We start from the raw sequence: 14,854 nt of genomic DNA on the forward strand, positions 1-14,854 counted from the left end.
CGTGACCTTCCCCGACATCACCCCCTCACTCAAAGCCGCGATGCCGGAGCTGCGCGGCCGGTTGCTGGCGAACCAGTCGCTGGCCGAGCTCACCTGGTTTCGCGTCGGCGGTCCGGCGCAGGTGCTGTTCACGCCGTCGGATGAGGATGACCTCGCTTACTTCCTCGCGCATCTCGCCGGCGACATTCCGGTCTACGTCGTCGGTGTCGGCTCCAACCTGATCGTGCGCGACGGCGGCATCGCCGGCGTGGTGGTCCGCCTTGCGCCGCGCGCCTTTGGTGAGGCCACCGCGAGCGGCGATACCGTCACCGCAGGTGCCGCCGCGCTCGACAAGCGCGTCGCGGAGGTCGCGGCCGGCGCCAATATCGGTGGGCTCGAATTCTTCTTCGGCATTCCCGGCACGATCGGCGGCGCGCTGCGGATGAATGCCGGCGCAAATGGCGGCGAGACCAAGGACGTGCTGATCGAGGCACGCGGCGTCGGGCGCGACGGCACCAGGTACATCTTCCACAACGCCGACATGAAATTCGTCTACCGCAATAGCGGCGTCGATCCTTCCATCATCTTCACCTCCGCGCGTTTCCGCGGCGAGATCAGGGATGCAGAGGCGATCCGTGCGCGGATGGCGGAGGTGCAGAGCCACCGCGAGAGCGCGCAGCCGATCCGCGAAAAGACCGGCGGTTCGACCTTCAAGAATCCACCCGGCCACTCAGCCTGGAAGCTTGTGGATGCAGCCGGCTGTCGCGGCCTGCGGGTCGGCGGTGCCCAGGTCTCCGAGATGCACTGCAATTTTCTGATCAACACCGGCGATGCCACCGCGCACGACATCGAGACGCTCGGAGAGACCGTGCGCGAACGGGTAAAGGCAAGTTCCGGAATCGAATTGCAGTGGGAAATCAAGCGGATTGGAATCCCTATTTAACGGTCATTCCGGGGCGCGCGGAGCGCGAACCCGGAATCTCGAGATTCCGGGTCTGGTGCTTGCGCGCCATCCCGGAATGACGAAATGCGAGGAAACATGCGCATCACCATCCTCTTCGGCGGCTCCAACCGCGAACGTCTGGTCTCCGTCGCCTCGGCCCAGGCGCTGCATCAGGCATTGCCTGAGGCCGATCTCTGGTTCTGGGACGTCGAGGACAAGGTGCATGTCGTGCAGTCGAAACAGCTGCTCGAGCATGCCCGTCCGTTCGAGGACGAGTTCAAGCCCGGCACGCGTGGCATTCCGCTTCCGCAGGCGCTCGACCAGGCCAGGGTGGAAGACCGTGTTCTCGTGCTGAGCCTGCATGGCGGAAGCGCCGAGAACGGCGAATTGCAGGTGATGTGCGAGACGCGCGGCGTGCCCTTCACCGGCTCCGGCTCGGCCTCCTCGCATCTTGCCTTCGACAAGATCGCGGCCAAGCGCTTTGCCGCGATCGGCGGCGTGACGCCGCCTGTGGGCATCGCGCTCGAGAACATCGACGACGCCTTGGCCGAATACGGCAAGCTGATCGCAAAGCCGGCGCGCGACGGCTCGAGCTATGGCCTGATCTTCGTCAACGCCAAGCAGGATCTCGTCGCCGTCCGCAACGCCGCCAAGCACGAAGAATATGTGATCGAGCCGTACATCGCGGGCATCGAGGCGACCTGCGGCGTGCTGGAGCGGCTGGATGGATCGATCATCTCGCTGCCGCCGATCGAGATCATTCCGGGCGAGGGCAGTTTCGACTACGCCGCAAAGTATCTGCTGTCGACGACCCAGGAGATCTGCCCGGGCCGCTTCACGCCCGAAATCACCGCCGCGCTCAAAGAGCAGGCGATGCTGGCGCATCGGGCGATGTCCTGCACCGGCTATTCCCGCTCCGACTTCATCGTCTCGGAGAAGGGGCTGGTCTATCTCGAAACCAACACGCTGCCCGGGCTGACCAAGTCCTCGCTCTACCCCAAGGCGCTGAAAGCCGAGGGCATCGCATTCGTCGACTTCCTCCGCGGCCTGATCGAGCTCGCCGAGCGGCGGGTGCGGAAATAATTAGGATTGGTTAACGGCCGGACCGGCAAAAACGCCCGGTTTGGTGCCCAAAGCCGGTAAAATGCCGGACATCGTGGCGCAACTGCCTCACTTGCCTGGGCAAAAAGCATCCCGCGTTAACGAATTTTACCTTTTGTTTACCAGGACGTCCGAAGGTTAACGCTGGCGGCGCATATGGCGTTTTGGCTGCCGGCGCGTGAGCCGTTTCGGATTGTTCCCGATCGGTGAACGCTTCGAAGGGGAGCGGTTTCTTCTGCCGAAGACCATCACCCGGCCCGGCACGTCCGAGACGTCATGTTCGCCAGGACCCGCGCAATGTCGTGGGCAAACTGTTGACGAGCTCGTGCAATGGATGGAGCAGGAAGCCTCACCCGATCGTTTATGAGATCGCTGAGGCCCCAAGCTGACCTGAAGGCGGCCGCTATCGGAGCGGTCGTGCTTTTGCGCGAGTGGGTGCAAGATAAGCGCGCCGAGAAGCGCATTGCCCTCAAGCAGAAAACCAAGCCCAAGGTCGTCGTCGAGCGTGAGCCGCCGCCGCGCCTGGTGGCGCTGGTCGAGCGCTATCTGCCGCGCCGGGTCGGGATCACCATGACCGTGCTGCTGCTGATCGGCAGCTGCGGCCTCGGCATCGTCAAGGGCGGCCATCTCCAGGATTTCGTCACCGCGGTCAGCGATGCGCGCAACGCCATGGCCAATTCGGCCGGCTTCCGCATCACCTCGGTCGTGATCAACGGCCGCAAGCAGCTGAGCCAGGACGAGATCCTCGCGGTCGGCGGCGTCAGCGGCCGTTCCTCGCTGCTGTTCCTCGATGCCGACGACGTCCGCGACAAGCTCAAGGCCAATCCCTGGATCGCGGATGCGACCGTGCTGAAGCTCTATCCGGGCCAGCTGATGATCGAGATCACCGAGCGCAAGCCGTTCGCGCTGTGGCAGGAGGCCGGCCGGCTCTCCGTCATCGCCGACGACGGCGCGCTGCTCGAGCCCTATGTCTCGCGCCGGTTCCTGTCGCTGCCGCTCGTGGTCGGCAAGGGCGCCGACACCCAGGCACGCGACTTCCTGGCGCTGCTGGCGCGCTACCCGCAGGTGAATTCGGTGACCAAGGCCGCGATCTATGTCGGTGAGCGGCGCTGGAACTTGAGGCTGAAGGACGGCCTGGACGTCCGCCTGCCGGAGCAGGACGTCGGCAACGCACTTGCCGCGCTTTCCAAGCTCGACAAGGACGAGCGCCTGTTCTCGAAGGACATCGTCGCGATCGACATGCGCCTGCCTGACCGTCTGGTGGTGCAGCTGTCCGACGATGCCGCCAAGGCGCGCGAGGATCTGTTCAAGGACAAGAAGAAAAAGAAGGCCGGGGACGCCGCATGACCGGTCTTGATCGCACCCAGACGCCGAAGACGCGCCCGATGCCGCACAAGCGCGGCGGCCTCGTTGCCTGCCTCGACATCGGCACCAGCAAGATCGCCTGCATGATCGCGCGGCTGAAACCGTCGGCGCCGAGCGAAGCCCTGCAAGGCCGCACCCATGCGGTGGAACTGATCGGCTACAGCCAGATCCAGTCGCGCGGCATGAAGGCCGGCGCGGTGATCGATCTCGCCGAATGCGAACAGTCGGTGCGCCAGGCCGTCGCGCTTGCCGAGAAAATGGCCAAGGTGCGGGTCGAGTCCGTGCTGCTGTCCGTCTCCGGCGGCAGGCTTTCCGGCCAGCTCGTCGAAGCTGCAGCCGATATCCGTGGCGGCGCGGTGACGCCGGCCGATGTCAGCCGCGTCACCTCCACCGGCATGCGCCACGCCACCGGCGAGGGCCGCACCGTGCTGCATGCGCTGCCGGTCGGCTACACGCTCGACGGCGTCAAGGGCATCCGCGATCCCCGCGGCATGGTCGCGCATCAATTCGGCGTCGACATGAATGTCGTCACCTGCGACGCCACCGTGGCGCGGAATCTGATGCTGGCGGTGGAACGCTGCCACATCAATGTCGAAGCCATGGCAGCGAGCCCTTATGTGGCCGGCCTGTCGGTGCTGACCGACGACGAGGCCGATCTCGGCGCCGCCGTGATCGAGATGGGCGCGGGCACCACCACGATCGCGGTCTATTCCGGCGGCCGCTTCGTGCACGCGGCCGGATTTGCGGTCGGCGGGCAACACATCACGATGGATCTTGCGCGCGGACTCTCGGCGACCATTGCCGATGCCGAGCGAATCAAGACGTTATACGGCACCGTCATCACCGGCGGATCGGACTCGCGTGAGCTGATGTCTGTACCGACGGCCGGTGACGACCAGGATCTGCCGCAGATCGTTTCGCGCGCCACTATCGCCAACATCGTCAAGCATCGTGCCGAGGAAGTCTTCGAAATGGCTCGGGACAAGCTGAAGGATTCGCCCTTCGCGGCAGAGCCCAAGGGCCGTGTCGTGCTCTCGGGCGGCGCCTCGCAGCTGACCGGCCTCGTCGAGCTCGGAACGCAAATTCTCGGCCGGCCCGTGCGGGTCGGACGTCCGCTCGGTTTTGGCCGGCTGCCCAACGAGGCGAAGAACGCCGCGTTCGCGGTGCCGGCCGGACTTCTCGTCTACCCGCAATATGTTCACCTCGAACATGTCGAACCGCGGCATACGCGGCAGCAGGTCAAGACAGGGACCGGCGGCTATTTCGGAAAGGTCGGACGATGGCTACGCGAGGGCTTTTGATGACCGCTTTCCGCAAATGTCTGATTTCACCAACTCCCGCGGCCGCAGGCCGGGGCGAACCCACGCGCGCGTGATCGAGAGGCAAACATGACCATCAGCATCAACGTTCCTGATATTCACGAGTTGAAGCCCCGCATCACCGTGTTCGGCGTCGGCGGCGCCGGCGGCAACGCCGTCAACAACATGATCACGGCGGGCCTTCAGGGCGTCGATTTCGTGGTCGCCAACACCGACGCGCAGGCGCTGACGATGTCGAAGGCGCAGCGCATCGTGCAGATGGGCACGGCGGTAACGCAAGGGCTGGGCGCGGGTTCGCAGCCGAACGTCGGCGCTGCGGCCGCCGAAGAAGTGATCGACGAGCTGCGCGATCATCTGTCGGGCGCCAACATGGTGTTCGTCACCGCCGGCATGGGCGGCGGCACCGGCACCGGCGCAGCTCCCGTCATCGCCAAGACCGCGCGTGACATGGGCATCCTCACCGTCGGCGTCGTCACCAAGCCGTTCCACTTCGAGGGCGGCCGCCGCATGCGCACCGCCGAGGCCGGCATTGCCGAGCTGCACAAGGTGGTCGACACGCTGCTGATCATCCCGAACCAGAACCTGTTCCGGGTTGCCAACGAGAAGACCACCTTCGCCGACGCCTTCGCGATGGCGGACCAGGTGCTCTACTCGGGCGTCGCCTGCATCACCGACCTGATGGTCAAGGAAGGCCTGATCAACCTCGACTTCGCCGACGTGAGAGCGGTGATGAGGGAAATGGGCAAGGCGATGATGGGCACGGGCGAGGCCTCCGGCGACAAGCGCGCGCTGACCGCCGCCGAAGCTGCGATCGCCAACCCGCTGATCGACGATTCCTCGATGAAGGGTGCCAAGGGCCTGCTGATCTCGATCACCGGCGGCAAGGACCTCACCCTGTTCGAGGTCGACGAAGCCGCGACCCGCATCCGCGAGGAAGTCGACCAGGACGCCAACATCATCGTGGGCGCCACCTTCGACGAAGCGCTCGACGGCCTGATCCGCGTCTCGGTCGTTGCCACCGGCATCGAGCAGGCCGCGATCGCCCGCAACAGCCAGGCGACCTCCGCTCCGGTCGCAAACGCCGCGCCGCAGCAGCTGCAGCAGGCCCCCGCGGCTCCCGCCGCTGTTGCCGAGAGCCGTCTTGCCGATCTCACCGCGCGCCTTCGCGCCGACAATCAGCGCCTGGCCGAGCGTGCCCAGAAGATGGAAGCGCAGATCCCGGCCGCCGCACCGGTTGCGGCCGCGCCCGCCGCCGCCCGTCCCAACGTCGAGCGTGCGGCGCTCGCCGCCATCGCAGCGGCCGTGTCCGAAGTCCCGCCCGCGCCGCAGACCTATGGCGACGTTACCGTGCGTCCGATCGCGCAGAAGCCCACGCTGTTTCCGGAACCCGAGCAGGCCCCGCTTGCCATCCAGGAGCCGATGACGCCGGAAACCTTCATCCCGCCGCAGGCCGAGCGTGCGCCGCCTCGCGCCCCCCGGATGCCGCGCCTCGACGAGCTGCCGATGCCGGCCCAGGCCGAGCTGCGTCAGGCCCGTGGCGAGGTGGAAGAAGAGACGCCCCAGAAGACCCGCCTGTCGCTGCTCCAGCGCCTCGCCAATGTCGGCCTCGGCCGTCGCGACGAGGAGACCGAGGCCCCGATCGCCGCCCGCACTGCTGGTCCCGCGATGCCGGCGCTGCCCGAGCGCAAGCCGCAGCGGTCGGTGGCGCAGCAAATCGCCGCCAACGAGCCGGTCTCGGAGTACGCCCGCCGGCCCGCGCCGCAGGGTCTCGACGCCCATGGCCGCCCGGCACCTGTTGCGCCGGCGCCACAGGGAGACGACCATCTTGATATCCCGGCCTTCCTGCGGCGGCAGGCAACCTGAGAATTGTTACAATAAGGCAGACGCAAAAAGGCCCCGGCGAGAAGCTTGCCGGGGCCTTTCCAGTTTCCCCGTGCAGGTCCGGATTTCATCTTCAAGCAACTGATTTTAAATCATTAATTACCTGTTGGGTGCTTCAGTAAAGCTGCTCGTAACGACCCCAAAGCGAGGTGCAATTTGGTTAAGCCTTGGCGCGAATACGGCGGGTTTGGGGTAACAATCGGTAAAAAAGCGTGAGTTGGCGCTGTTTAGGGCAGTGACTATGGTTTGGCGTGACTTGGGGATACGGAGATTCGAACGGTCGATCTCGGTCGATCAATCAGATCTCGTATAAGTCGCAATGGGTCGTAGTGGGGCGGTTCCTGATGAAGTTTAGCCGGCAAACAACGCTTCGTGCGCAAGCCACCGTGGCCGGCGTCGGCGTTCATTCCGGTCTTCCGGTTACCCTCACGCTTGGACCTGCACCTGTGGACGCAGGTCTTATTTTTGTCCGTACCGGCCTTGAGGGAAGTGACCGCGAGATTCAGGCGACTGCCGATCAGGTGGTGGCAACCGATTTCGCGACGGTGCTCGGTGATCGCACTGGTCCGCTGATCTCCACGGCCGAGCATGTGCTTGCTGCGCTGCGGGGTATGGGTGTCGACAACGCCATCATCGAAGTCGATGGTCCCGAAGTGCCGATCATGGACGGCAGCGCTGCGGCCTTCATCGCAGCAATTGATCAGGCTGGCATCGTGACCCAACCGGCCCAGCGCCGCTTCATCCAGGTTTTGAAGCCTGTCTCGGTCAAGATGGGCGACTCCTTCGGTGAGCTCCGGCCCTACGCCAACGGCTTCCGTGCCGAGGTCGAAATCGACTTCACCAATCCCGTCATCGGCCAGCAGAGCTATGGCTTCGACCTGAACCCTGAGCGCTTTCGCCGCGAAGTCGGCCGCGCCCGGACCTTCGGTCTGATGGGCGATGTTGCCAAGCTCTGGGGCGCTGGCTACGCGCTCGGTGCCTCCTTCGAGAATACCGTCGTGTTTGACGAGGAGCGGCTGCTCAACACCGAGGGCCTGCGCTACGCCGACGAATGCGCTCGCCACAAGGTGCTGGATGCGATCGGCGATCTTGCGCTGGCTGGCCTGCCGCTGCTCGGCGCCTATCGCTCGGTGCGTGGCGGCCACAAGCTGAACCACGCCGTTCTGACCGCGCTGCTCGCCGACCGCACCGCTTGGCGGGTGGTCGAGGGTGAGGCAGCTCGCCGCACCAGCCGGCCCGTGGTCGAGGTCGGCAGCGGTATCGTCGGCGGCCGGATTGCCGCGGCCTACGGGCCGGACGTGTCCTGAAGGGCAGTTGCCGCAGGCGGACAAGCCCTGCGGCAGGCAGCAAAGCCTGCGGCAGGCATCCAAGCGGCGATTTCTCCGGGAAACTCCTGGTAACCATGATCGACTAGGATTGCGGCGTTTTCGCCTTAATCCGGGCGGAATGCCTGCCTATCCGATGGGTTAACGATCGTTTTTCGGTCACACCGACGTGGTCGCATGGCAGGCACCACGACACATTTCGCGCCCATGACGGGGATCATGGGCTGGCGGGCACCGCACCAAAGGGCGTCAGGTCTTAAATTCATGTCGGCACAGCGTATGACGCGCGGATTTCTCTTGGTCTCACCGCGAGCCCGTGGGCTGCTTCAAGCCGCTGCTCTCTTCCTGTTCGCATTGCCGCTGGCCGGTTGCGGCACCGGCGCGCTCTGGGACAAGTTCCTCAACAAGGACGACACCTTCGTCGAGGAGCCTGCCGACAAGATCTACAATGAGGGCTTGTACCTCATGAACGAAAAGAAGGACATGAAGGCGGCGAACAAGAAGTTCGAGGAGGTCGACCGCCAACATCCTTATTCCGACTGGGCGCGCAAATCGCTGCTGATGTCGGCCTATGCTTCCTACCAGGGCGGCGATTATGACAGCTGCATCGGCGCTGCGACCCGCTACATCACCCTGCATCCCGGCAGCCCGGACGCCGCCTACGCGCAATATCTGATCGCCGCCTCGCACTACGACCAGATACCGGACATCAACCGCGATCAGGGCCGCACCGAGAAGGCGATCGCCTCGCTGGAAGAGGTGGTGCGCAAATATCCGAACTCCGAATATGCGACCTCCGCCAAGGCCAAGATCGAGGGCGCGCGCGACCAGCTCGCCGGCAAGGAAATGGCGGTCGGCCGCTACTATATGCAGAAGCGCGACTACACGGCCGCGATCAACCGCTACAAGGCGGTGGTGACGCAATATCAGACCACCCGGCACGTCGAGGAGGCGCTCTACCGCCTCACCGAGGCCTATATGTCGATCGGAATCGTCGGCGAGGCCCAGACGGCAGCCGCCGTGCTCGGCCACAATTTTCCTGACAGCCGCTGGTACAAGGACGCCTATAATCTTGTAAAATCCGGCGGTCTCGAGCCGAGCGAGAATCAGGGGTCCTGGATCAGCCAGACCTTCAAGAAGATTGGCCTTTAAGTCTCGGCTAGGAAATCTGGTTCCATGCTGGCGCGTCTGTCGATCCGTGACATCGTCCTGATCGAACGGCTCGATATCGAATTCGACACCGGGCTTGCGGTTTTGACCGGCGAGACCGGGGCGGGCAAATCCATCCTGCTCGATGCCTTCGCGTTGGCCCTCGGCGGCCGCGGTGACGCGGGTCTTGTGCGCCATGGTGCGGAGCAGGGGCAGGTGACCGCCGTCTTCGATATCCCGAAGAGTCATCCCGCAACGAAGATCCTGGCCGAGAACGGGCTCGAAGATACCGGCGAAATGATCTTGCGCCGGGTCCAGCTCGCCGACGGCCGCACCCGCGCCTTCATCAACGACCAGGCGATCAGCGTGCAGACGCTGAAGGCGGTCGGCGCCGCCCTGGTCGAGATCCACGGCCAGCATGATGAACGGGCGCTGGTCGATGCCGCCACCCATCGCAGCCTGCTCGATGCCTTTGCCGGCCTCGAAAAGGACGTAGCTGCCGTCGAAGCGCTCTGGGATGCGCGCCGGACCGCCAACACCGAGCTGGAAGAGCATCGCGCCAGCATGGAGCGCGCCGCGCGCGAAGCCGACTATCTGCGCCATGCCTCGGACGAGCTGAAGCAGCTCGCGCCCAAGGACGGCGAGGAGACCTCGCTCGCTCATCGTCGCACCACCATGATGCAGGGCGAGAAGATCGCCTCCGATCTGCGCGAGGCGCAGGAGGTCGTCGGCGGCCACAATTCGCCGGTCGCGGCGCTGTCGGCTGCGGTGCGCCGGCTGGAGCGTCGCGGCGTCAATTCGCCGGCGCTGGTCGAGCCTGCTGTGAAGGCGATCGACGTCGCGATCAATGCACTGGAGGAGGCCGACCAGCATCTCCTGGCCGCGCTCGCCGCAACCGATTTCGACCCGGCCGAGCTCGAGCGCATCGAGGAGCGGTTGTTCGCCCTGCGCGCCGCCTCGCGCAAATATTCGACGCCGGTCGATGGCCTCGCCGCGCTCGCCGCCAAATACGCTGCCGATGTCGTGCTGATCGATGCCGGCGCCTCGCGCCTGAAGAAGCTGGAGCAGGCCGCGATCGAGGCCGACGTACGCTATGCTGCCGCTGCGAAAAAGCTCTCCGCCAGCAGGCAGAAATCGGCCGAGAAGCTCAACAAGGCGGTCAATGCCGAGCTCGCGCCGCTCAAGCTCGAACGCGCCAAATTCATCACCCAGGTCACGACGGACGAAGCCGCGCCGGGGCCGCAAGGCTTCGATCGCGTCGAGTTCTGGGTGCAGACCAATCCGGGCACCAAGCCGGGGCCGATGATGAAGGTCGCCTCCGGCGGCGAGCTCTCGCGCTTCCTGCTGGCGCTCAAGGTCGTGCTGTCCGACCGCGGCTCGGCACCGACCCTCGTGTTCGACGAGATCGACACCGGCGTCGGCGGCGCGGTCGCGGATGCGATCGGCGCGCGGCTGGCACGGCTCGCCGGCAAGGTTCAGGTGATGGCCGTGACCCACGCCCCGCAGGTCGCAGCCCGCGCCGACCAGCACCTGCTGATCTCCAAGGACGCCCTCGACAAGGGCAAGCGCGTCGCCACCCGCGTCAATGCGCTCGCCGCTGACCACCGTCGCGAGGAAATCGCCCGCATGCTCGCCGGCGCCGAGATCACGGCCGAGGCGCGGGCCGCCGCGGAGCGGCTGCTCAAAGCGGCGACGGCTTAGACCCCCACCGTCATTCCGGGGCGATGCGCAGCATCGAACCCGGAATCTCGAGATTCCCCGGTGCGCAATTGCGCACCTGAGGTTCGGCTCCTCGAGCCGCCCCGGAATGACGTCTCATTTGCAGATCGATTCGTAGAGATCATTCAAGTTCGGATTGTCCTTCTCGATAAGTTGGGTTTTCCAAACTCTCTTCCACTTCTTGAGTTCTTTCTCGCGCGATATTGCGGAGATTGGATCATCATAGGTCTCGAACCAAACGAGCTGCGTGATGTTGTATTTCTTCGTGAAGCCTGGCACGGCCTTGATTCGATGCTCATAGACGCGGCGTACAAGGTCATTGGTAACGCCGACATAGATTGCTCCGTCCCGCCGGCTTGCTAGGATATAGACGTAGTACGCCATGATTTCCGAGCCCATCCCAACAGTCATTCCGGGGCGCACGAGGTGCGAACCCGGAATCTCGAGGTTCCGGGTCTGGTCCTTCGGACCATCCCGGAACGACGAGACGCAACCTTAAGTGTAATGGCCAGAGCAGCAAAATCCAAAACGCTTCGTGACGTCGCCGAACTCACCAAGGCACAGGCCAAGGTCGAGCATATGCGGCTGTCGCTCGAGATCGAGGGGCACAACGAGCGCTATTATCAAGAGGACGCGCCCACCGTTACCGACGCCGAGTACGATGCCCTGCGTCAGCGCTTCAATGCGATCGAAAAGCGCTTTCCGGAATTCGTCAGTGCGGAGTCACCGTCGCAAAAGGTCGGCGCGGCGCCGTCAGGGCGCTTCAGGAAGGTGCAGCATTCCGTTCCGATGCTGTCGCTCGACAACGCGTTTGCCGAGGAGGACGTCCGCGACTTCGTTGGTCGCATCGTGCGCTTCCTCAAGCTCGACGACGACAAGATCAATTTTTCGGCCGAGCCCAAGATTGACGGCCTGTCGATGTCGCTGCGCTACGAGGGCGGCGAGCTCGTCACGGCGGCGACGCGCGGCGACGGCGCGGTCGGCGAGGACGTCACCGCCAATATCCGCACGCTCGAGGACGTGCCGCAGAAGCTGAAGGGCCGCAACATCCCTGACATCTGCGAGGTGCGCGGCGAGGTCTACATGACCAAGAAGGCCTTCCTCGCGCTCAATGAGCGGCAGAAGGCGGCGGGCGACACCATCTTCGCCAACCCGCGCAATTCGGCCGCAGGCTCCTTGCGGCAGAAGGATCCTGGCATCACCGCCTCGCGTCCCCTCGGCTTCTTCGCCTATGCCTGGGGCGAGATGAGCGCGATGCCGGAGCGGACGCAGACCGGCATGATCCACTGGTTCGAGCGCTGCGGCTTCAAGACCAATCCGCTGACAAAACTCTGTCACTCCGTCGAGGAACTGATCGCGTTCCACCAGAGCATCGAGGAGCAGCGCGCCGAGCTCGACTACGACATCGACGGCGTCGTCTACAAGGTCGATCGCATCGACTGGCAGGAACGGCTCGGTTTCGTCTCGCGCACGCCGCGCTGGGGCATTGCACATAAATTCCCGGCGGAGCGAGCCATGACCGTGCTGCGCGACATCGAGATCCAGGTCGGCCGCACCGGCTCGTTCACGCCGGTCGGCAAGCTCGAGCCGGTCGGTGTCGGCGGCGTGATCGTGCAGAACGTCACCCTGCACAACGAGGACTACATCAAGGGCATCGGCAACAAGGGCGAGGTGCTGCGCGAGGGGCGCGACATCAGGATCGGCGATACCGTCGTGATCCAGCGCGCCGGCGACGTGATCCCGCAGGTCGTCGACGTCGTGCTCGACAAGCGGCCGAAGGGTGCGAAGGAATTCGCTTTCCCGAAGAAGTGCCCGTGCCCGCTGCATACCGACGTCGTGCGCGAGGAGACCGCGACGGGCGAAGAAGGTTCGCGCGCGCGCTGCACCGGCGAGTTTGCCTGCCCCTATCAGAAGATCGAGCACCTCAAGCTGTTCGTGTCACGGCGCGCCTTCGATATCGACGGCCTCGGCGAGAAGCAGCTGCAGTATTTCTTCGACGAGGGCTGGGTGAAAGAGCCCGCCGACATCTTCACGCTGGAGAAGCGCAACTCCAGGCTCAAGCTCGAGGAGGTCGAGGGCTACGGCGCGACCTCGGTGCGCAATCTGTTCAGTGCCATCGAGAGCCGGCGCAGAATTGCGCTGGAGCGCTTCATCTATGCGCTCGGCATGCGCCATGTCGGCGAAACCACCGCGCTGGCGCTTGCGCGTGGCTACGGCTCCTGGGATGCCTTCCACGACGCCTGCCTCAAGGTCGCCAAGGGCGACGAGGAGGCGATGGCGGAGATGGATGCGCTCGACCAGATCGGCGATACCGTGATCAAGAGCATCGCCGATTATTTCGGCGAGAGCCACAACCGCGGCATCGTCGAGCGGCTGACCAGGGAGGTCGAGATCATCGACGCCGAAAAGCCGAAGAGCAACTCGGCGGTTGCCGGCAAGACGGTGGTGTTCACGGGCTCGCTGGAGAAGATGACGCGGGATGAGGCCAAGGCCACCGCCGAGCGGCTTGGCGCCAAGGTCTCGGGCTCGGTGTCGAAGAAGACGGATCTCGTCGTCGCCGGCCCCGGTGCCGGCTCGAAGCTCGCGGACGCCAACAAGCATGGCGTCAAGGTGCTCACCGAGGATGAGTGGTTGGCGCTGATCGGGGAGTGATGCTGGTATTGTCGTTCCGGGGCGATGCGAAGCATCGAACCCGGAAGTTCGGGATTCCGGGTTCGCCTCTTCGAGGCGCCCCGGAATGACGGTGAGAAAATCTCACATCATCCCGCTCTCTTCCTCCTCCGCCTGCTCGATCAATTCCTCGCTCACCATGACGTCCCGGCGCGGCACGACGAAGATCATCATGCAGGCGCAGAGCAGCGAGATCGCGAGCACGGCCGAGGTCAGCGGCAGGGTCGTTGCGGAATGGCCGCCGAGATAGGCGCCGAATTGCGACATCAGCGCGCCGATACCCTGCTGGAGAAAGCCCATGGCGCCCGACGCGGTGCCGGCGGCCTCGGGGCGGACGCTGATGGCGCCCGCAGCAGAGTTCGCCATCACGAAGGCGTTGCCGACCATCACGATCATCTGCGTGCCGAACAGCCAGCCTGGGGCCTCGTTCCAGCCGGTGAAACTCCAGAGCAGATTCAGCAGGCTGCCGCAGAGTTGCAGGGCCAGCCCAAACCAGATCAGCTTCTCCAGCGAATGCCGCGGCGCAAAGCGCACGCAGAGCAGATTCCCGACGAGATACGCAAAGCCTGTCGTGGCGAACCACGCGCCGTATTCGGCACTGGTCCGGCCCATCTGCGTCACGACGATATAGGGTCCGCCGCCGGCGAAGGTGAAGATGATCTGCGAGGCCAGCACCTGGCACATCACATAGCCGATGAAGGCGCGGCTCTTGATCAGGCTGCCGACGTCGCTGCGAAAGCCGCCGCTGCCGACTGCGCGGTCGCGGCGCGTTTCGGGCAGTGCGATTGCGATGCCGATTGCGACGGCAACCGCGCCGAAGGTGACGGCGTAGAAGATCGCGCGCCAGCCGAATGCGGTCTCGATCAGGCCGCCGGTCAGCGGCGAAACCATTTGTCCGATCATGAGGGCGGCAACCACGAGGCTGATCATCGAGGCGACACGGTCGCGTTCGTAGATGTCGCGGATGATGGCGCGGCTGATCACCATGCCGGAGGCGCCGCCCAGCGCCTGGAAGAAGCGCGCCGCGATCAGTTGCGGCAGGTCTTGCGCGAAGATGCAGGCGATGCTCGCCGCGACCATCAGCGCAAGGCCGCCAAGCAGAACCGGACGCCGGCCGAATCTGTCCGACAGCGGCCCCATGGTGAGCTGCGATAGCGCGATGCCGACCATGTAGAGCGACACCGTCATCTGCGCGATCGAGATGTCGCGCCCGAAATTCGTCGCCAGCACGGGCAATGCCGGAACCAGGATGTAGAGCGAGATCGGCGCGATCCCGGTCATGACGACCAGCAACAGCAGCACCACGCGCGAAGTCGCGATGTTGGTTGCCGCTCCCGGCGGTTGGCTGATCATACCGTGCATGGATCGACACTAGCCGCATCGCTGCGGCCGCGAACATGGTC

Annotated in this window: 11 protein-coding genes; 9 read left to right on the forward strand and 2 right to left on the reverse strand. The window is 64.8% G+C overall.

Annotated elements, in window-relative coordinates; translation table 11 throughout:
* The first annotated feature begins 1 nt into the window (after position 1).
* The 8 genes from murB to recN all read left to right on the forward strand — a co-directional run bounded on the left by murB (position 2) and on the right by recN (position 10,763).
* Complete coding sequence (gene murB, locus ACNJX9_RS11515) at positions 2 to 922, forward strand: UDP-N-acetylmuramate dehydrogenase (RefSeq protein WP_439408850.1); 921 nt, start codon at positions 2 to 4, stop codon at positions 920 to 922.
* A 96-nt stretch (positions 923 to 1,018) separates the two neighbouring features.
* Positions 1,019 to 2,005 carry a D-alanine--D-alanine ligase family protein gene (locus tag ACNJX9_RS11520; protein WP_439408851.1) on the forward strand — a complete coding sequence of 329 codons (987 nt, stop codon included), beginning with the start codon at positions 1,019 to 1,021 and terminating at the stop codon, positions 2,003 to 2,005.
* Positions 2,006 to 2,353: 348 nt separating this feature from the next.
* Entirely contained in the window at positions 2,354 to 3,370 is a 1,017-nt protein-coding gene (locus ACNJX9_RS11525; protein WP_439408853.1) for a cell division protein FtsQ/DivIB, read from the forward strand.
* Entirely contained in the window at positions 3,367 to 4,689 is a 1,323-nt protein-coding gene (ftsA, locus tag ACNJX9_RS11530; protein ID WP_439408855.1) for a cell division protein FtsA, read from the forward strand. Before ACNJX9_RS11525 ends, ftsA begins: the two co-directional genes overlap by 4 nt.
* 87 nt (positions 4,690 to 4,776) lie before the next feature.
* The gene (gene ftsZ / locus ACNJX9_RS11535; protein WP_271602543.1) at positions 4,777 to 6,570 is read left to right on the forward strand and encodes a cell division protein FtsZ; all 1,794 of its coding nucleotides are present in this window, start codon (positions 4,777 to 4,779) and stop codon (positions 6,568 to 6,570) included.
* Positions 6,571 to 6,932: 362 nt separating this feature from the next.
* Positions 6,933 to 7,895 carry a UDP-3-O-acyl-N-acetylglucosamine deacetylase gene (lpxC, locus tag ACNJX9_RS11540; RefSeq protein ID WP_439408857.1) on the forward strand — a complete coding sequence of 321 codons (963 nt, stop codon included), beginning with the start codon at positions 6,933 to 6,935 and terminating at the stop codon, positions 7,893 to 7,895.
* A gap of 282 nt (positions 7,896 to 8,177) precedes the next feature.
* Positions 8,178 to 9,065: an outer membrane protein assembly factor BamD gene (locus ACNJX9_RS11545; RefSeq protein ID WP_057754431.1), complete on the forward strand. Its 888-nt coding sequence runs from the start codon at positions 8,178 to 8,180 to the stop codon at positions 9,063 to 9,065.
* 24 nt (positions 9,066 to 9,089) lie between these two features.
* A complete protein-coding gene (gene recN, locus ACNJX9_RS11550; protein ID WP_439408859.1) occupies positions 9,090 to 10,763 on the forward strand; it encodes a DNA repair protein RecN in 1,674 nt (557 codons plus the stop codon).
* A gap of 114 nt (positions 10,764 to 10,877) precedes the next feature.
* Here the strand turns inward: recN and ACNJX9_RS11555 are convergent, their stop codons facing one another.
* Positions 10,878 to 11,165, reverse strand: coding sequence for a GIY-YIG nuclease family protein (locus ACNJX9_RS11555; protein ID WP_439408861.1), 288 nt, complete (start codon positions 11,163 to 11,165; stop codon positions 10,878 to 10,880).
* Between the two features lie 120 nt (positions 11,166 to 11,285).
* Between ACNJX9_RS11555 and ligA the strand changes: the two genes are divergently transcribed.
* Complete coding sequence (gene ligA, locus ACNJX9_RS11560; protein ID WP_439408863.1) at positions 11,286 to 13,433, forward strand: NAD-dependent DNA ligase LigA; 2,148 nt, start codon at positions 11,286 to 11,288, stop codon at positions 13,431 to 13,433.
* Positions 13,434 to 13,535: 102 nt separating this feature from the next.
* Here ligA and ACNJX9_RS11565 read toward each other — a convergent pair whose 3' ends face one another.
* A complete protein-coding gene (locus ACNJX9_RS11565; protein ID WP_439408865.1) occupies positions 13,536 to 14,813 on the reverse strand; it encodes a multidrug effflux MFS transporter in 1,278 nt (425 codons plus the stop codon).
* Positions 14,814 to 14,854: the final 41 nt, after the last annotated feature.

Origin of the sequence: Bradyrhizobium sp. BLXBL-03 (assembly GCF_051853015.1) — a bacterium.
In the GTDB taxonomy this organism is placed as follows: Bacteria; Pseudomonadota; Alphaproteobacteria; order Rhizobiales; family Xanthobacteraceae; genus Bradyrhizobium; species Bradyrhizobium manausense.